The 18863-nt window shown below is 39.4% G+C and carries 15 protein-coding genes and 3 pseudogenes; 10 read left to right on the forward strand and 8 right to left on the reverse strand.

Features of this window, described 5'->3' with window-relative positions:
- Window positions 1–21: 21 nt before the first annotated feature.
- Genes CUN59_RS01885 through CUN59_RS01900 form a run of 4 tightly spaced genes read left to right on the forward strand, consistent with a single transcriptional unit; the run spans window position 22 to window position 3715 of the window.
- Window positions 22–759: a DUF4178 domain-containing protein gene (locus CUN59_RS01885; RefSeq protein WP_104386243.1), complete on the forward strand. Its 738-nt coding sequence runs from the start codon at window positions 22–24 to the stop codon at window positions 757–759.
- Between the two features lie 6 nt (window positions 760–765).
- On the forward strand, window positions 766–2214 hold the full coding sequence (locus CUN59_RS01890; protein ID WP_104386244.1) for a spermine/spermidine synthase domain-containing protein: 1449 nt from the start codon (window positions 766–768) through the stop codon (window positions 2212–2214).
- A gap of 21 nt (window positions 2215–2235) precedes the next feature.
- The gene (locus tag CUN59_RS01895; protein WP_104386245.1) at window positions 2236–3279 is read left to right on the forward strand and encodes a lipid II:glycine glycyltransferase FemX; all 1044 of its coding nucleotides are present in this window, start codon (window positions 2236–2238) and stop codon (window positions 3277–3279) included.
- Window positions 3272–3715, forward strand: a complete 444-nt coding sequence (locus tag CUN59_RS01900; RefSeq protein ID WP_104386246.1) for a DUF350 domain-containing protein — start codon at window positions 3272–3274, stop codon at window positions 3713–3715. Before CUN59_RS01895 ends, CUN59_RS01900 begins: the two co-directional genes overlap by 8 nt.
- Window positions 3716–3798: 83 nt before the next feature.
- Here CUN59_RS01900 and speD read toward each other — a convergent pair whose 3' ends face one another.
- Window positions 3799–4158 carry an S-adenosylmethionine decarboxylase gene (gene speD, locus CUN59_RS01905; protein WP_104386247.1) on the reverse strand — a complete coding sequence of 120 codons (360 nt, stop codon included), beginning with the start codon at window positions 4156–4158 and terminating at the stop codon, window positions 3799–3801.
- 301 nt (window positions 4159–4459) lie between these two features.
- Here speD and purD point away from each other — a divergent pair, with 301 nt between their 5' ends.
- On the forward strand, window positions 4460–5737 hold the full coding sequence (gene purD, locus CUN59_RS01910; RefSeq protein WP_104386248.1) for a phosphoribosylamine--glycine ligase: 1278 nt from the start codon (window positions 4460–4462) through the stop codon (window positions 5735–5737).
- A gap of 146 nt (window positions 5738–5883) precedes the next feature.
- Window positions 5884–7896 (forward strand): monovalent cation:proton antiporter family protein, encoded by a 2013-nt coding sequence (locus CUN59_RS01915; protein ID WP_104386249.1) that lies wholly within the window; start codon window positions 5884–5886, stop codon window positions 7894–7896.
- Window positions 7897–8056: 160 nt separating this feature from the next.
- On the opposite strand, the gene CUN59_RS01920 is transcribed toward CUN59_RS01915, so the two are convergent.
- Window positions 8057–8287 carry an Hfq-related RNA-binding protein gene (locus tag CUN59_RS01920; protein WP_104386250.1) on the reverse strand — a complete coding sequence of 77 codons (231 nt, stop codon included), beginning with the start codon at window positions 8285–8287 and terminating at the stop codon, window positions 8057–8059.
- A 111-nt stretch (window positions 8288–8398) separates the two neighbouring features.
- Here CUN59_RS01920 and dapF point away from each other — a divergent pair, with 111 nt between their 5' ends.
- Entirely contained in the window at window positions 8399–9238 is an 840-nt protein-coding gene (dapF, locus tag CUN59_RS01925; protein ID WP_104386251.1) for a diaminopimelate epimerase, read from the forward strand.
- 190 nt (window positions 9239–9428) lie between these two features.
- Here dapF and pheA read toward each other — a convergent pair whose 3' ends face one another.
- Complete coding sequence (gene pheA, locus CUN59_RS01930) at window positions 9429–10295, reverse strand: prephenate dehydratase (RefSeq protein WP_104386252.1); 867 nt, start codon at window positions 10293–10295, stop codon at window positions 9429–9431.
- A gap of 113 nt (window positions 10296–10408) precedes the next feature.
- Between pheA and CUN59_RS01935 the strand changes: the two genes are divergently transcribed.
- Window positions 10409–10990: a DUF1997 domain-containing protein gene (locus tag CUN59_RS01935; protein WP_104386253.1), complete on the forward strand. Its 582-nt coding sequence runs from the start codon at window positions 10409–10411 to the stop codon at window positions 10988–10990.
- A gap of 59 nt (window positions 10991–11049) precedes the next feature.
- Here CUN59_RS01935 and CUN59_RS01940 read toward each other — a convergent pair whose 3' ends face one another.
- From CUN59_RS01940 to CUN59_RS01960, 5 genes and pseudogenes are all read right to left on the reverse strand, one after another.
- Window positions 11050–11727: a ribonuclease HII gene (locus CUN59_RS01940; protein ID WP_104386254.1), complete on the reverse strand. Its 678-nt coding sequence runs from the start codon at window positions 11725–11727 to the stop codon at window positions 11050–11052.
- A 150-nt stretch (window positions 11728–11877) separates the two neighbouring features.
- Window positions 11878–13995, reverse strand: a complete 2118-nt coding sequence (rne, locus tag CUN59_RS01945; protein WP_104386255.1) for a ribonuclease E — start codon at window positions 13993–13995, stop codon at window positions 11878–11880.
- Between the two features lie 652 nt (window positions 13996–14647).
- Window positions 14648–17251, reverse strand: coding sequence for a TIGR03960 family B12-binding radical SAM protein (locus CUN59_RS01950; RefSeq protein WP_104386256.1), 2604 nt, complete (start codon window positions 17249–17251; stop codon window positions 14648–14650).
- 136 nt (window positions 17252–17387) lie between these two features.
- Window positions 17388–17636, reverse strand: coding sequence for a hypothetical protein (locus CUN59_RS01955; protein WP_104386257.1), 249 nt, complete (start codon window positions 17634–17636; stop codon window positions 17388–17390).
- Window positions 17633–18112, reverse strand: a pseudogene (locus tag CUN59_RS01960) (RNA-guided endonuclease InsQ/TnpB family protein); the annotation flags it as partial. The pseudogene CUN59_RS01960 and the gene CUN59_RS01955, both read right to left, overlap by 4 nt.
- Window positions 18113–18115: 3 nt before the next feature.
- Between CUN59_RS01960 and CUN59_RS22575 the strand changes: the two are divergent.
- Together CUN59_RS22575 and cas1 are read left to right on the forward strand one after the other, a co-directional pair.
- Window positions 18116–18259 (forward strand): annotated as a pseudogene (locus CUN59_RS22575) (hypothetical protein); the annotation flags it as partial.
- Window positions 18260–18304: 45 nt separating this feature from the next.
- A pseudogene (cas1, locus tag CUN59_RS01965) lies at window positions 18305–18772 on the forward strand (CRISPR-associated endonuclease Cas1); the annotation flags it as partial.
- Window positions 18773–18863: the final 91 nt, after the last annotated feature.

Consider the following 18863-nt stretch of genomic DNA (forward strand, 5'->3'; position numbering starts at 1 on the left):
CCTACTTATATTAAAGCATTTATGTCTATAACTGAAATTCAAAGCCTAATTCAGGATCTGCGTTCAGGCGATCGCATCAGGTATCATGGTGTAGATTGGGATATAGAAGACTACAGTACCTATCGAGATACGGAAGGTTATCAAACTGATGAATGGTTACTCAAATCATCGGGGGGAACTGAATATTACCTATTGCGAGAGTATGATCCTCAACAACCATCAACCTCTGTCACTTGGTATATTTCCAACCCAGTCCATAATTGTCGTTTATTAGCAACAGGCTCAAAAGAAGATGGTATTGTTGAATCATGGGATGATTTCGCCGAAAATAGAACGAGTTTTCAATGGTTTCAACCGCAAATTCAGCCCGCAGTTATGCAAAGCCAAGAAAATATATTACCTTTTCTCTGGGGAAAAATGCAAACAGATGATATCCCCTATCCAGAATTGCAAATTTTTTATAAATCTTATTATTTTGAGTCTCGCACTCAGAGTAAATATGAATCAACAGACACAACCCTATGCCGCATTACTTGGGATTATTGGGATCAAGATCATCTCACAAACTTAGCTATTGAAGCATTTCCCAATGGCAAAATAGATATTTATTTAACTAAAATAGTTAAACTTGAAGAATTTTCTCATATTCAAAAAGGAGTAGTTAAAAAATCATCTAATTTTAATCCTGATCTCTTGATTGAATCAGTCATGGCTGTAATCATCCTTGTTGTCGGCGTTTTTATGATGATATTTGGATAAATTTTTATGTCTAATTCTTTATTTATTGACCGAGAAAATGATCATATTGCCTTTTATATCAATGGAGAATTACAGTTTCATAGTCAAGATGAAGCAATTTATCATGAATATTTAGTAATTCCTGCCATAAAACTGGCAATTTCTAGATTTACTGACACAGATTTACGAGTTTTAATTTGTGGTGGTGGGGATGGATTAGCAGCTAGAGATATATTAGCTTTTCCCCAAGTCAAACACATTGATTTAGTAGATTATGATCCAGAAGTTTTAGAACTCGCAAAAACAGTATTTAAACCTTATAATCAAGGTAGTTTAGAACAAGAAAAAGTCACTATCTACACACAAGAAGCATTTGCATTTATTTCCCGACTTCCAGAAAATTATTATCATGTAGTTATTTCTGATTTTACCTATCCCAACACAGCAGAAGAAACCACTATATACAGTCGGGAATGGTTTCAAAAAATCAATCGTGTGCTGATTATGGGTGGATTAACTTCCATTAATGCAGTTTCTCCTAATCATAATACAGAGGGTTTTTGGTGTTTATATCAAACCTTAATATCTGCGGATTTATTTACTAAACCTTTACAAGTAGATATTCCCTCATTTCATGATCATGGTTATGGCAAATGGGGATTTTTCTTAGCATCATCCCAGGTAATTCAAAGAGAAGAAATAGAAGAAATTTCTCTCCCCGATCATCTGCAATATCTCAACTCGAAAAACATCATTCAGGCATTTATTTTTACAGAAGAAATTGCTAGAAATCGGCATAGTTGCATGGTAAATACCATAGAAAATAAACAGTTATTTTATTATTTACTCAATCGGGTACACAATTCTGCTATAGAATTAAATTCAGAAGTAAAAGAACTGATCAATTTCCTAGATATCAACGAAGAAACAAGTACAGAAGTAGGTAATATTAACGCTCTAGATTTAGAAACAGTAGCTAAATTTTGGTTAGAGAATATTTACACTCAACTAGATGCACAAAACCCATCAGTAGATATTAACCAATATATCCCCGTTCGTCATCGCTACCATAGTCCAGAAATGGCAATATCATGGTTAGCACATATCCAAGATTTATTACTAGAAATAGATTATCAACGCTTATTAAAAACTATCTTACAAAGAGCGCAAGAACTACCTCCACACATCACTAATGAACTCAAAAATTTAGCAGAAAAAATCAATTCCCATCAACCATTAAGCAATTTATCACCAAAAACTGTTCAATTTATCACCCTATTATCAGTCACATTATTAATGGCTAACTTAGTATCACCTGATTCAGTATTTGCGAAAGGTTACTATTCTGGAGATTCAGATTCTAGTAATAACGATTATACTACTTCTAGTGGTGATAATAAATTTATTGGATTTATCTTAACAATTATTGGAGGAATGTGGTTAAAAAATATATTTTCTCGCTCAAAAAATAAATAAATATATTTAGCATAATCCTATATGATTTCGCAAAATCAACAGTCAATTATTACAGAATTAACAATCAGAGAATTAACCAAACAAGATCAAGAAAATTGGCAAACATTGATCAATAATTCTCAATTTAGCTCCTTTATGCAAACTTGGACTTGGGCAAATTTTAAAGAAATAGAAGGATACAAAACCTTTCGCTATGGCTTATTTTTAAATAATCATTTAGTCGGTGGTTGCATTTACTATTTATATCCCCATACCAACAAAGCTAATTTATTAATTGCTCCTGGAAGTCCGATTTTACCAGAAAATAACCCAGAAGCAGGGATGAATTTAATCTTAAAAACAGCCGAAAAATTAGCCCAAACCCTTGGAGGAATAGCTTTCCGTATAGAACCAAATTGGCAAGAAAAACCGCCTTATCTTCAAGGATTTGTTCGCGCTCCTGCTGACTTATTACCCAATGAAACCTTACTAATTGACTTACGCCCAAATCATGAACAAATATTAGCCGCAATGAAGCCAAAAGGACGGTATAATATTCGCATTTGTCAACGCTATCAAGTTAATATGGAATTTAGTCATAACTCCCAAAATATTCCTGTATTTTATGATTTATTTTGGGAAACTTCACAGCGTCAAAAGTTCTTTGCTGAACCCTATGGATTTTTTATTAATCTTTGCCAAACATTATTTACCGCGCAGATGGCAGAAATTGGTTTAGCTACCTGGAAAGGAGAAATATTAGCTGCAATTTTAGTGGTATATTGTGGAAAAAATGCTACTTATTTATATGGTGGCAGTAGCTTATTACATAAAAAAGTTATGGCTAGTTATGGCTTACATTGGGAAGCAATGCAAAGAGCGAAAATTCGAGGTTGTCAGTTTTATGATTTCTATGGATTTAGTAGTGAATCTAATCATACCTATACTAAATTTTCTCAATTCAAAAGTAAATTCGGAGGTAAAGTGAGAAAAAATATTGGCGCACATGATTACTTTTTTTATGATCAATTGGCTGATACTTTAATTAATTTGTTGCAAACATTAATAGAAGATAAAAATGAATGACTTGATCATCCCAGCTTTAACTCAAGCGGGAATTATTATTATAGAATTGTTAGTCGGTTTTGGATTATTTTGGGTAGGACAATTTGCCTATCAGAAAGTATTTAGACGGCAGATGGAATTGAATTTAGAACTATTTGTTAAAGATAATCCTGCTGTTGCTATTGCTTTAGTCGGCTATTATTTTGGAATTGTGATTGGTTTAGGAAGTGTTTTAGGACAAAGTTCTATAAATTGGCAAGATAAAGCCATCAATTTAGTTACCTATGGTGCAACTGTAATTTTATTCATGTTAGCTGGTGCATGGGTAGGAGATAAATTCATCCTGCGTCGCTTTAATGCTGAACGGGAAATTATTCAAGATAGAAATATGGGTGCAGGTTTAATTGAAGCTTTTGCTTATATTTCTGCTTCTTTTCTTATTGCTTGGTGTTTTTAGAGGATGTATTTTTGAACGAACCGCAGAGGTGCAGAGTACATAGAGAAAAGAATTGTATTAAGTTGTAACTCTCGAAGGTAGAGTTAATTACTAATGGATAAATAATGCCAATTACCCAATTTATCATCATTACTAATTTCTTGACTGAGGATTTTGGTTAAAAATATCGCTTTTTCTAAGTTATCTGTTTGGTAATCACAAATGTGAATATCAATTGTTACTTTTGCTGTTTCTGTCCAAAAGTGTAATGCTATATGAGATTCTGCTAACAAAACTATAGTGGAAATTCCTTGAGGTACAAATTCTACACCAAGTTCACCAACAACTGTTAATTTAGCAGTATGAGCAGCATTTTTTAAAACATCAATAAAGTCTTTTTTATCCCAATTTAAAACTGCTGGAGAAGCTGACAAAATTGCCGAAAAATGATGAGATTTAATCACTTTAGAGAGAAAATAATTACTCGCAACTATTAGATATTAACTTATGTTTGTTTCATTGTCTTAGGACTTACGTAAGATGTGGGTTCTTTTTGCGTAAGTCCTGTGTCTAAAAGAGGTATATAGGAATTATGCACAAGTTACGAAAGAACCCGAAAGAATAAACCACGAAGGTACGAAGAACGCGAAGACAAGAGGTTTTGAGAGATATTTTCCATCAGTTCTGGTATAGTAGGCGGTTGATTTGCGAGTATTCCTAATATTCAGATATTCTCGTAAAAGTAAGAAACGTATGAGGAAATAAGTGAAAGTTTTAGTTATCGGTAATGGGGGACGGGAACACGCTCTAGCGTGGAAACTGCTGCAATCTGATAAAATTGAGCAAGTTGTTTGTGTTCCAGGTAATGGGGGTACAGCAAGTATGCAGGGTTGTCAAAATTTGTCTTTAGCAGTAGATGACTTTGCAGGTATTAGCAAATATGCGATAAATAATGATATTCCTCTAGTCATAGTTGGTCCAGAAGTACCATTAGCGGAGGGAATTACTGATTATCTGCAAAGTCAAGGCTTAATGGTATTTGGACCCAGGAAAGAAGGGGCGCAGATAGAAGCAAGTAAGGCTTGGGCTAAAGCATTAATGGCAGAAGCCGGAGTTCCTACTGCCAAAGCTGCGGTATTTACAGAGGCAGCACCAGCAAAAGCTTATATTCAATCTGAAGGTGCGCCCATTGTAATTAAAGCCGATGGTTTGGCTGCTGGTAAAGGTGTTACAGTTGCCCAAACTATTACCCAAGCCGAAGAAGCAATTGAGGCAATTTTTCAAGGACAGTTTGGTGCGGCTGGTAGTTCCGTGGTGATTGAAGAATGTTTACTAGGACAAGAGGTATCAGTTTTAGCTTTAACTGATGGTTTAACCATTCGTCCGTTATTACCTGCTCAAGATCATAAGCGCGTTGGCGAAGGTGATACAGGAGAAAATACGGGAGGTATGGGTGCTTATGCTCCCACGCCTATCGCCACGCCAGAGTTAATGGCACGGGTACAAATAGAGGTATTAGAAAGAACTATCACGGCCTTGAAATCTAGGGGGATTGACTACCGAGGTATTTTGTATGCCGGGTTAATGATTACACCCGATGGCGATTTTCGAGTTTTAGAATTTAACTGTCGCTTTGGTGATCCAGAAACCCAGGTAATTTTACCGATGCTAGAAACACCTTTAGAAGATTTAATCTTGGCTTGTATAGAACAGCGATTAGCAGATATGCCCCCCATTGCTTGGAAACAAGGCGCGGCGGCCACGGTGGTAGCGGCTTCTGGTGGTTATCCCGGAGCATATACCAAGGGTAAGGTAATTACTGGCTTTGCAGCAGCAGAAACAGCCGGTGCAATTGTGTTTCATGCTGGGACAAAGTTAAATGCAGCCCAAGAAATTGTTACGGATGGCGGTAGAGTGTTAAATGTGACTGGTTTGGGTGCAGATTTCCAGCAAGCGATCGCTCAAGCTTATGCAGGTATCCAACACATTCAATTTGATCAAATGTATTATCGTCGAGATATTGGTCATCGAGTTTTAAAATAGACCCGTAGAGACGTTCCCCGAAACGTCTCCATATTGTTGATTCATCATCCAAATTTTCTGGTTCTTGTATCCCAACCCTCATCACAAATAGATAAAACTTTGTAGACTGAATTTATATAGTTCTTTATAGTTCTTAATTAAAACCGGTGCAAGAAGATTTTCGATTAATTGTTGATTTGGTTGCAGTGTTTGCTGCTGCGGCTTGCGGTGGACTACTAGCAGCATTGTTAAAACAACCAGTTTTGCTGGGATATCTCATCGGCGGTATGGTTGTCGGTCCCTCTGGACTGAGACTAATCAAAGAACTGATTCAAGTCGAAACATTAGCTCAGTTTGGGGTAGCTTTTTTATTGTTTGCCTTGGGTGTGGAATTTTCCCTAGCGGAACTTAAAAAGGTTAAAGCGATCGCTCTCGGAGGAGGGGCTTTACAAATTATCCTCACCATTATCATTACCGTCTTAGTCTGCGGTGTCACGGGTGCTTGGGGAACTTTACCCGCTAAAGGTGTATTTTTGGGGTCAATTTTGTCCTTGTCTTCCACCGCCGTGGTTCTCAAATGCCTCATGGAACGCAATGAAACTGAAACACCCCACGGACAGGTAATGCTGGGGATTTTGGTCGTCCAGGACTTGGCACTGGGATTAATGTTAGCCGTACTACCCGCCCTCCATGAACCAGGAGAAGCCATTGGTATCGCTGTAGTCATGGCATTGGTGAAAATCGGTTTATTTGCTGCTGGTGCGGTTGTGGCTGGTATTTGGTTAATTCCCCCTTTATTAAGATTATTAGCCAGCACGGAAAGCAAGGAATTATTTTTATTAGGTGTAGTCACCATCTGTTTAGGAATTGCTCTATTTACAGAATCTTTGGGACTATCCATTGAAATGGGGGCATTTGTCGCCGGTTTAATGATTTCTGAAGTGGAATATGCCGATGAAACTTTGAGTATTGTTGAACCATTGCGTGATATATTTGCTAGTTTATTTTTTGCTGCCATTGGGATGTTAATTGACCCGGTGTTTTTGTGGCAAAATCTCGAATTAATTCTCGGATTAGTAGCTTTGGTTTTTATCGGCAAGTTTTTAATTATTACCCCTTTAGTGAAGTTATTTCGCTACCCTTTAAAAACAGCTTTAATTGTCGGGTTGGGATTATCACAAATTGGGGAATTTTCCTTTGTGCTTGCTAGTGAAGGGCAAGCTTTAGGTTTAGTTTCTCGGCGGATATATTTACTAATCTTAGGAACTACCGCAGTTACTCTGATGTTAACCCCTTTTATCTTGCGGTTAGTACCATTTTTATTTGATTTCGCTGAATCTATGCCTTGGCTTAAACCCTACTTAGTAGATGATCAATCCCGTGATTTTTCTGAAGATTTACCCCAGAAAAATCATGTAGTTGTTTGTGGTTATGGCCGACTGGGTAAAAATTTGGTGAAGTTATTACAGCAATATCAATTATCTGTGGTCGTAATTGATCAATCAGAAAGTCGTATTCAACAGTTAAGGGAAGCAGGAATACCTTATGTTTATGGTAATGCAGTCAGTCTTCATGTATTAGAAACTGCGGGTGTAAATCATGCTCAAGGAATGGCGATCACCCTCCCCGATCCTGCTAGTATTCGGCTATGTTTAAAACGGGCTTTGGAAGTATGTCCAGAATTAGATACAGTTGTCCGTGCTACTCAAGATAAAAATATTGAAGTTCTTTATCAATTGGGAGCAAAGGAGGTAGTGCAACCAGAATTTGAAGCTAGTTTAGAAATAGCTACTCATCTATTAATTACTGTGGGTTTGTTACCAGAAGTGGTACAACAGAAAATGCAGCAAATTCGCCAAGATCATTATTTAGATTTACGCCCTCAAAGTTCACCGGCTGAAGTTTCCCAATATTTACAAAAAGTCACCCGTGATCTCAATCGTCGTTGGTATGATTTACCAGCCGATTCCCCTTTAATTGGTATGACTTTAGAAGAGGTGAATATGCGTTATTTAACCGGGGTAAGTTTAATGGCTATTCGTCGCACCGATGGGGAAGAAATTGATTATCCTAATAGTCAGACTAGATTACTTTTAGGCGATCGCTTATTAGTAGTCGGATCAGTCGAGGAACTAAATGCTTTAACCGAATTTGCAGAGGGTAAAATCACTATTAAGTAGTTAGTACCGCAGGACGGAATTAAAAATTACAGCAGTTTGCGAAGGTATGAGGTACACATTTTGCGGGCAAGATGCCCGCACCACAAAAGTTTGATTATGGTTGTACCTCATTTGAATGAAATATGCTGTATCATTGGCATTTTGGAGGATTAACCCCTCTTTACGCTACCCTATCATCCAAAGGTTTCATATAGGCGATCGCCTGTCTCCAAACTGTAATTTGCTCATTGTTGCCATCTAAAACACTTATGCAATTGTGGTCTTGCCAAAAGATCCTACCAGTGATTAAATCACCAGTTATTAACCGGAATTCGACTGTGATTTTGTCTTTAACACACCTTTGCACTTGGCGGATGCTAGGTAGTGACGTATCAAATTGATTAGTTATCATAGTTGGTTGATTGCTACTTGATGATTTGTGATTGCTTATTAAAAAATGACTAATTCCCCAGTTTTTGAATAAAATTAATGAATCTTTGATAAATTATTTCCACAAGACAAAATGGCAATCGAATTTACTAAGTATCACGGACTCGGTAATGATTTTATTCTCATTGATAACCGTTCCTCATTGACACCAGTATTGACACCAGAGAAAGCGGTACAGTGGTGCGATCGCCATTTTGGCATCGGAGCAGATGGTGTTATTTTCGCACTTCCTGGACAAAATGGCACGGATTACACCATGCGAATTTTTAACTCCGATGGTTCAGAACCGGAAATGTGTGGGAATGGGATTCGCTGTTTAGCGGTATTTTTGACGGAGTTGGAAGGTATTTCTCGCACCAAAGATAAATATCATATTCATACCTTAGCAGGTGTGATTACACCCCAACTCACAGATGATGGTCAAGTCAAAGTAGATATGGGTGAACCCCGATTATTAGCGGGAGAAATTCCCACCACTATCACATCTAGGGACTCACAAGTCATTAATCAACCCTTAGAAGTAGCCGAAAAAACTTGGGATGTTACCTGTGTAAGCATGGGCAATCCCCACTGTATCACCTTTGTGGAAGATGTTGCGGCGATTAATTTAGAAGGTATTGGCCCCCAATTTGAAAGTCATCCCGTATTTCCTAAAAAAACCAATACGGAATTTATTCAGGTAGTAAATCGTAACTATTTGAAAATGCGTGTTTGGGAACGGGGAGCAGGAATTACCCTCGCTTGTGGTACAGGTGCTTGTGCATCCTTAGTAGCAGGTGTATTGAATGGTAAATGCGATCGCACAGCTATTATAGAATTACCCGGTGGACCCCTAGAAATCGAATGGTCAGCAGTTGACAACCGGATTTACATGACAGGAACTGCTGAACGGGTATTTACAGGTAAATATTAAATTCAGCCTGGTTTGAGTTGTAAGTTATACAAGGTTGGGTTGCGCTGTCGCTTAACCTAACACCAATATTTGTCATAAGACAACTGTAGTCAGGAGTCAGGAGTCACCGAGTCAGGAGTCACCGAGTCACGAAGAAGGAAGAAGGAGCTTTATTTTCTGTCTCGACTTTCCCTCCTGCTATAACCATCAACTAACTCTCGCTAATTGTCACAACACTATAACTGCCGAAGATTTTCAAGACTTCTGTATAATTTTGTAACTCTTCTAAAGCAGATATCATGATCTGTGCATTCACATCCGCTTCTATGTCCAAATAAAATAAATATTCTCCTAAAGAACGTTTTGTAGGACGGGATTCAATACGACTGAGGTTAATACCTAAGTGGGCGAATACTTGTAATGCTTTAACTAACGCGCCTGGAACGTTAGCTGGTGCGCTAAAGGCTAACGATGTATGAGTACAAGCACTGATATTATTTTCTTCTGACCTTACCACCCAAAACCGAGTACAATTTTCTGGATAATCATTAATTCCACTGGCAAGAATCGGTAAATTATACAATTGTGCCGCCCGACTGGAGGAAATAGCTGCCGTTGTTGTTTCCTGTTCTAATCTCTGTAATGCTTCAGTGGTAGAGTTACTAGGAGTTACCTTAACATTTGGTAATAATTGTGATATCCATCCTTGACACTGAGCTAAAGCTTGGGGATGAGAATAGACATTTTTAATGCTATCTAAACTTTTAGCAAAAGATATTAATGTATGCTGAATTGGTAGAATTAAAGCTAGGTGAATTTTCAAATTATCGAGTTGCCATAAGGTATCTAATGTCATGTTGACACTGCCTTCAATGGAATTTTCCACGGGAACAACAGCTATGGCTGCTTCTGATTTAGCTACAGCTTGTAATGATTGAGATATGGTAGGATAGGGGCAGAGTTCAAAACTTTTTAGATTAGTAATTTCTTGATGGTTGTTTAACCAGGTGAGATAAGAAAGAGCCGCTTGTTCGCTATAGGTCCCAGGCGGTCCTAGATGGGCAATTTTGAGAGTCATACTTTTAAATTTGACGGTCTTGGCCAATAATTAGTTAATAACTTAATTTTTTACAATTTAAAGAAGATTGTTAAAAGATATTACAATTAAAAAACAAATGGTTTAATTTGCTCATGGTTACCAAGTTTATTGCCTGTCAATCGGTGGAAATTTCCGTTCCCAAGCAATCTATTCCTATTCACCATTACTTACGTCAACCCCAACGTTTAGTAAATGCCCTAGCTGACAATTCCCGAATTCAGCAGTTGTCTGAGGAGGTATTTCGATTGAAAATGCGTCCTTTGTCTTTTATGTCACTGAGTATTCAGCCGACTGTGGACATGAGAGTTTGGGCGGATACGGGTGGAACGATTTATTTGCGATCGCTCGGTTGTGAAATTCTTGGTTTTGAGTATATTAACCAACGTTTTGCCCTAAATTTAAAAGGCTATCTTTCACCAGTTCAACTCAGTAGTGGGATGCACCTCCAAGGAAAAGCTGATTTAGAAGTTTTGGTAGATATACCTCAACCATTTTCCTTTACACCCAAATCAATTTTAGAAACTACGGGTAATGGATTACTCAAAAGTGTGTTGTTGACTATTAAGCAAAGATTGTTACATCACCTTTTGGCAGATTATCGTCATTGGGTAACTTCTCAAACTCAAAATACAGATAATCACATTCCTGAATTACCAATGTTAAATTTTGAGTAGTTTCAGATTGTACTCAAGAAATGGGAATCCAAAATATTAAGAATTCAGGAGTTCAGTAGTTAAGGAGACAGAATTAATTTTCTCCCCTGTTCCTCTCCCTGTGTTTGGCAAGGACGGAAAGAGCGACGATGTAAAGGAGAAGGCCCATGTTTTTGGAGAGCCAGCAAATGCCGCTGGCTTCCATAACCTTTATTCTTTTCTATATCATAGATAGGATATTTTAATGCTAAACGTTGCACCAGATCATCCCGCCAAACTTTGGCTATGATACTGGCTGCGGCAATATTAAGCGATCGCTCATCACCTTTCACAATTGTTTCCTGTGGTATGGGCAAGTTCTTGACTAATTGATTACCATCAATTAAACACAGTTTAGGTGTTACCTGCAACTTCAAAACAGCACGTTTCATTGCTAAGAGAGTTGCCTGTAAAATATTCAACTCATCTATTTCCGCAGTTGTAGCATAACCAATTCTCCAGTCTAAAGCTAGATTCATAATTTTTCCAGCTAGTTTAGTTCTGCGAGAACTAGATAATTTTTTGCTGTCGTTGATATTATCTAGCATCAGTAGAGATAAAGCCTCTACTGGCAATATCACTGCTGCTGCTACCACAGGACCAAATAAAGCCCCTCTTCCTACCTCATCTACACCCACAACCGCACCCTGAATATCTGAGTAGGTAGAAAACTCTAACCAACTAGAACTATTCTGGGGTGCTGGTTTCATTTCTCCCATGTCTGAACTAATTTTTTTGATTGGTTTGATTTAGATGATCAATGAATCTGGTGAAACGTCTGAACTATGATTTTTTTGATTGGTTTGATTTAGATGATTAATCCTTAAAATCATTAAAATCACAGTCCAAAATCCAAAATTGTCTTAACTTCAATCTTGGCTAAAACTATCCCCATCTAAAGCTGATGAACGACGACGACGACGACGATTAGGTACAGATGCAGAACTAATATTTGTTTCTATTTCCGTTTCTGTTGTTTTTTCTGTTTCTGTTTCTTGGGTAACAACTGTTAATTCTGGGACTATTGTTAATGGTGGGAAACTAGATTCTGGTTCCGGGGAAAATGTTGGTGTTGCGGGTGTAATACTGATAATATCAGGAGTTGTTTTTGCACTAATAATTGGTTCGAGACTAGATGGAATTGATTCAGGCGGTAATTCTCCCGGTTGCACAACATTAATAATTACTGATCTTGTGCTTTTTCCTTCTCGATCTAACTTGAGTAGGGGAGAAATTCCCATTTCTGCATAAGTATCTTGTTCTTGTGCTGACATTTCGACATTAATAACTTCTGGAGGTTCTACCTTAATCGGTTCTAGTTTCACCTTTGCCCGTTCTGGTCTTTCTGTCCAACCAGATTTATTAATAGTAGGTGGAGATATTTCTGATATTGGTAATTCAGTTTCTTCTGCGTCTAAATCTAAATCATTAATAAAACCGAGAGGATTATTAACTAACCGGGGTTCGTCTTTACCGCTTGCTCCATTAATACCTATGCGACTGCGACGGGTACGGGTGCGTCGCTTGCTATCATTTAATTCCTGATAACTAGGATGATTAATTAGATGTAGGGAATTAAATTCCGGTTCGGTCTCAAAGCTATCACCAAAGCCATCATAGGAATCTCGCGGCATTACTGGGGGAATGCTACCGCTATCAGGTATGCGGGTGACTGGACGTGGTTCTTTTTGCGGCATGGGTACAAACCGCTCTGAGATGTCCGCTGTGGGAATGGGTAAACGGTTTTCTGGTTCTCCCGGTAATCTGACATTATGCCCTAAACCACCACAAGCTGCACAGGGTTCGCCAAATAATTCATAAATGTTTTGTCCCTGACGTTTGCGGGTAAGTTCCACTAAACCGAGTTCTGTGAGTTGGGCAATTTGGGGACGGGCTTTATCGGCTTTAAGAGCTTTGTTAAAATGTTCCAAGACTTGCATTTGATCACGTCGAGATTCCATATCAATGAAATCAACTACGATCACACCGGCAATATTCCGCAAACGTAACTGACGAGCAATTTCTGTTGCTGCTTCGCAGTTTGTCCAAAGTACGGTTTCTCTAGCTGTAGCAGAACGGGTGAACGAACCGGAGTTAACATCTATGACTGTTAGGGCTTCCGTGGGTTGGATGATGATATAGCCACCAGATGGTAAGTCTACTCTGGGTCTGAGGGCTTCGCGGATGGCGGCATTGATGCGGAAGTATTCTAAAATTGGTGAGCGATCGCGATGATGATCAATTAACAATCCTTGGGGTGTTTGGCCACCACTCCAGTTTTGTAGATATTGTTTCACCCGTTTTAAGCCAGTGCTAGAATCAACCACTATGCGATTCACATCACTACCATACATATCTCTGAGGACGCGCTGGATAAAGTCATCATCCCGATTTAGCAAGGCTGGCGCACGAGATGATACAGCTTCTTGCTGGACAATTTCCCACTGCTTTTGCAGCACTTCTAAATCTTCAATAATTGCTTCTTCTGGTTTGCCTTCTGCCTCTGTTCGTACCAACAAGCCCATACCTGCTGGTTTAATTAAAATTGCTAATGCTCTGAGACGATTACGCTCATTTTCGTTCTTAATCCGTCTTGATAGGTTAACACCTTTACCGTAGGGCATCAGCACTACATAACGTCCTGGTAAGGTAATGTTACCAGTGAGCCTAGGTCCTTTTGTTCCTGTTGGCTCTTTCATCACCTGCACTAATGTTTTTTGTTGTGGTGTCAGCAGTTCCGTAATTGCTGCTGCACTACGTTTAAGCCGCAATGGTCCTAAATCAGTGACGTGAATAAAACCGTTGCGTTCTGGATCGCCAATATTGACAAAAGCCGCATCTATCCCAGGTAAGACATTTTCTACTACACCTAGATATATATCACCAATTTGATGATGACCCGTAGCGACGACGAGTTCTTGTATTTGATCTTCAGAAAATACGGCAGCAATTTGATGCTGCTCCGCGATGATAATTTGTTTTGGCATTCAATTTCCTCAAAAACTGGCAGCACCGATGGTAATTACAAGGAAGTTCTCTGTTATCCTGTTTGCCTACAGTTGCTGCTACAAGGTGCTACGAGTAATAAAAATTTCCCATTTGAGTAGCTCTGCTGGGATTTAGAGAGCTAATGATACTGTAGTTGCGCTTTTACGCGAGATTATTAGTGAATAGTTGCATATAGTTTAAGAACTTAAATTAACCCACCTTGGTTAATTTCCCATACTATACGCTGCTATCTAAACTTTGGATATCCGTAGATATCTGCTAGTTAGCTAACTTGTCATCAGTAAAGTTAATTATGCCTAAATGGCACAAACTTTATACAAACTTCTGATAGCTCTGCTGATCTTCGGTATTGAGAAGCAAAAGGCAAGCTCTTGATGATGATTGATTCACGAGGTAGTTAAAGAGAGAGATTTGTAATCAGTACCAAATTTTTTCTGGGACACAATTTTAGAAGTTGCAGTCCTGCGAGTACGAGGTTAGTGAATCAATTCATGCAATGCGATGCCAGAAAATTTCTCTTAATTGTCATTTTAACGCAACCTTGCTAAAAATCAATTGCCACAAGCTGCTAATTTTGAGCAACTACCACATATAGTCTTGGATTGACGGTGGAAGTGCTGTATTAGCAAGTTAGGCGATTAATAGACGGCTGCGGTGGATGTGCAAGAGGTGAAATTCTTGATTAGCAACTATTGTCAACATAGACAGGATTTGCTCAGGACGCAAGATCACACCGTTAGGGCGACAGCTACCCAAGTAACGCAACACGGCTGTTGAATCTGATTCACGGCTAGATGGGGATATCAGTTCTATTTCCCACAAGCGATCGCGCAGATTTATTAATTCCTGCTTGCCGGACTTAGTGGTATGTGCTGACAAAATCTCCTCTCGATGTGTAATAGTCTCAATCCAACTTTGCCATTGTGTCAGTTGTACCTCAGTTTGGGATGTAGATACCGTGAGTAAATACTCCGCCGCCTCCAGAGATTGGTTAGCAGATGGAGATTTGATATCTATTTCTACCACATTATATACAGGAATGTCAGTAGGTAGTTGGTTTACTAATTGAGTATGAAAAGTTTCCACATCAATGGGTTGAGTGAATTCAAAATCAGCAATTTCCCCATTACTGGTAGCACCTAAAGCCAAGGCACTGGCGAGAGAAATCCGTGGACCAGGATGAAAACCACCTGTGAAGGTGATAGGTAAACCTGCACGACGGATGACGCGATCAAACAACCGCATCAGATCCAAGTGACTGACTAAGGACATATCCCCTTGTTTACCAAACCATACTCGCAATCTTTGGGTTTTGGTCGTGTTAGGGACAAAATCACCGGCAAAGTTGGGAATAGACGGTGGTGCAATGACAATATTATGACCGAAATCAGTCCCACAGACTCCACAATGAGAACAACCTTCAAAAGAGCAGTCGGGAATAGTTGCAGCTTCTAGAGCGCGTTTAAGATCGTCCTGTAGCCACTTTTTATCTATGCCAGTATCAATATGATCCCAAGGCAAGGGAATATCTAGAGGTGAGATGGTTTCTTGTTCTTTGTTGCTGAGGGCAAATAGATTCCATTCGCCATTTTCGACTTGACGATATTTCCAGTCTAGACCGGCTTGGGCGATGGCTGTTCCCCAAGCTGTAAAGGCTGTTTCCACATTATCAAACCAGGCATCCATCCCTGCACCCAGTTCCCATGCTCTGCGTAACACTTTCCCCAAAGTGCGATCGCCTCTACCAATAAAGTCTTCCATGGCGGAGATACGAAAATCCGTGAAGTTTACTTTCACATTCCGCATTTTGCGAAATTCTTGGCGCAGTAGTGCCTGTTTTCTGGCAAACTCCGTTGTAGAAACTGAATGCCATTGAAAAGGGGTATGGGGTTTAGGGGTAAAGTTAGAAATGGTCAGTGTAAAATTGATAGCTTTTCTACCCTTAGCCCAACATTCTTGTTTTAACCAGCTGATGGTTTCCGCAATACCCAAGACATCGGCATCTGTTTCACCGGGTAAACCAATCATAAAGTAGAGTTTGATTTTATCCCAGCCTTGTTCCCAAGCTGTTTTTACACCCCGTAATAATTCTTCATTGGTTAAACCTTTATTGATAATATCCCGCATCCGTTGAGTACCTGCTTCTGGGGCAAAGGTTAATCCGCCTTGGCGCGTTCCTCCCAAGATGTTGGCGATATTTTCATCAAACCTATCTACTCTTTGACTGGGTAAGGTGAGGGAAATATTATCATTTTTTAACCGATTTTTAATTTCCATTCCCACTGCTGGCAGAGCTAAATAGTCGGAACAACTCAAGGATAACAGGGAAAACTCATTGTAACCCGTTTCCCGCATTCCTTTTTCGATCGCTTCTATCACTTTTTCTGGTTCCACATCCCGTGCAGGTCTAGTCAGCATTCCAGGTTGACAAAAGCGACAACCACGGGTACAACCTCGACGAATTTCAATGGTTAAGCGATCGTGAACTGTTTCTACGTAGGGTACTAACCCAATAGAATAGGCGGGAATGGGTGTGGCTACACGACGGAGAATCTTTTTGGGGACATCTGGACGGAGGGGATAGACTGCCCCACCTGCACCCATTTCATAAAACTGTGGCACATATACACCAGGAATTTGCGCCAAGTCCAATAATAGTTCTTCTCGATGCAAGTCTGATTTTTTCCCTTCTTCCAAAACTAAACCAATTTCGGGCAGTAGTTCCTCACCATCACCCAAAACTATGAAGTCGAAAAAGTCTGTATAGGGTTCGGGGTTAGATGTTGCTGTTTGTCCGCCGGCAAAAATTAGGGGATAGTTACCGTTTTGTCTTTCGGCACTTGTGAGAGGAATTCCTGCTAAATCTAACATTTCTAAAATGTTAGTACATCCTAATTCATAACTGAGGCTAAAGCCTAAAATATCAAATTCTGTTAATGACCGTTTGGATTCTACAGCAAACAGAGGTATCTGGGTGCTACGGAGTTTGGCGGCTAAATCTGCTCCTGGTAAGTATGCGCGATCGCATAACTGTCGAGGCTGGGCATTCAGAATATTGTATAATATGATATGCCCTAAATTTGATGCTCCAACTTCATATACTTCTGGATATGTCAAAACCCAGCGAATTGTTGCCCTATCCCATGGTTTATGAACTGCTAAACGCTCATTACCCAGGTAACGGGCAGGTTTTAATATATCCGATGTGATTAATTGTTCAACTGAAACAGCCACTTTGCTATCTTCTAGCTACCTTAAATTTAGAGCTAAATACCTCCAAGATTAGCATTATAGCAGGTAATAACCTAAGTGGCTAGTTATAGCAGAAGGCAAGAAGCAAAAGTGAAACCATTGCTGTGCGAAAATTACGTCAGATCATATTTCTTTCAAATTTCTGGGCTTTTCCATCCTTAAGATATCCTTGAGGACGAATCACCGTAATTGCGGGAGGCATTAAACCAGCTACCATAGTCACATCTTGATCAAAGCTGTTGATTGTGCAAACTACCATTTTCATTGAAGTTGACACTCCCCGGTCTAAAGACGCGGGGATTATACATTCATCGTCAAAACTTGGCTTTTCCAGGTTTGCACCCTTACGGGTTCGCCAGTCACTCATGGGGGAAACCCCCAAGACCGCGCTGGCTCACCAAGTAGAGTAGAGGCTTCAACTCCTGTAGCCTTACTTTGGGGATGCCCTCCCCTAGTTTCGACTTCGCTCAACTCCAGAGCTTTTGCCAGATTTAAAATATTAATTGCTGCATTTGTATCTCTGTGCAACTCGCACCCACAACTACATTTATGGGTAGGAGTTGATAGAGACTTTTTGACAATTACGCCACAACTAGAACACTTTTGAGAAGTGTAATGTGGTGCTACAGCTATAGCAACTTTGTCAAATTTAACCGCAAAATATTCAATCCATTGCCTGAACAAATACCAACTAGCATCACTAATTGATTTTGCTAGACAATGATTTTTTACCATATTTACAACCCTTAAATCTTCGTAGGCTACTAAGTCGTTAGACTTGCATACGTTGCGCGCTATTCTCTTAGCGTGTTCATTCCGTTGCCTACTTACTTTTAAGCTGGTGTTGTGGTAGCTGGTAAAACCATTTTTTCTGGCAAAGGAGTTTTACAAGGTGCAGTTTTATCTGGGGCTTTGGCTAATCTTTACCTGACGGAATTTGACCGTTTATGTCTGAGTCATGGGATTAACTTGGTTCGTTATGGTGATGATTTTGCTATTGCTTGTGAAAGTTGGTTACAAGCTAATCGCATTCTTGACCAAGTTACTAAACGTCCACCCACTGACCCAATTAATAGTTTGCTCAGTTTGGGTTATACTTTATTAAGTCAGCAAGTTTATTCCTTTGTCCAAGCTGTAGGTTTGCATACTCACTTTGGTAATTTGCACGTTCCCCGTGATAATCATCCTGCTTTGGTATCTGATTTAATGGAGGAATTTCGCGCCCAAGTGGTTGATTCTTTTGTGAGTTATTTGGTGAATAAAAAGATTTTAACTCCAGAAGATTTTACTCCTCCTGATGAACGTGGTGGTGTATACTTACATCCAGATGCTTTGAAGAAGTTTCTCAAGCATTGGGAAGAAAAGTTACAAACTGAAGTCACCCATCCCCACACGGGTTATAAGGTTGTTTATCGTCGCTGTATTGAGTTACAGGTGCGAGAATACATTGCTTGTTTGATGGGTGAGGTGGAAGTTTACCGCCCTATGGTTTGGGAAAAGTAACACCATGATACCATTCGTGGGATAGACACAATGGCTGAAACCCTGATTCTTTCGTTCTATCCCACGAATAACTCTCCTAGTAAGGGTTTGA

The sequence above is a fragment of the Cuspidothrix issatschenkoi CHARLIE-1 genome, assembly GCF_002934005.1.
Classification (GTDB): domain Bacteria; phylum Cyanobacteriota; class Cyanobacteriia; order Cyanobacteriales; family Nostocaceae; genus Cuspidothrix; species Cuspidothrix issatschenkoi.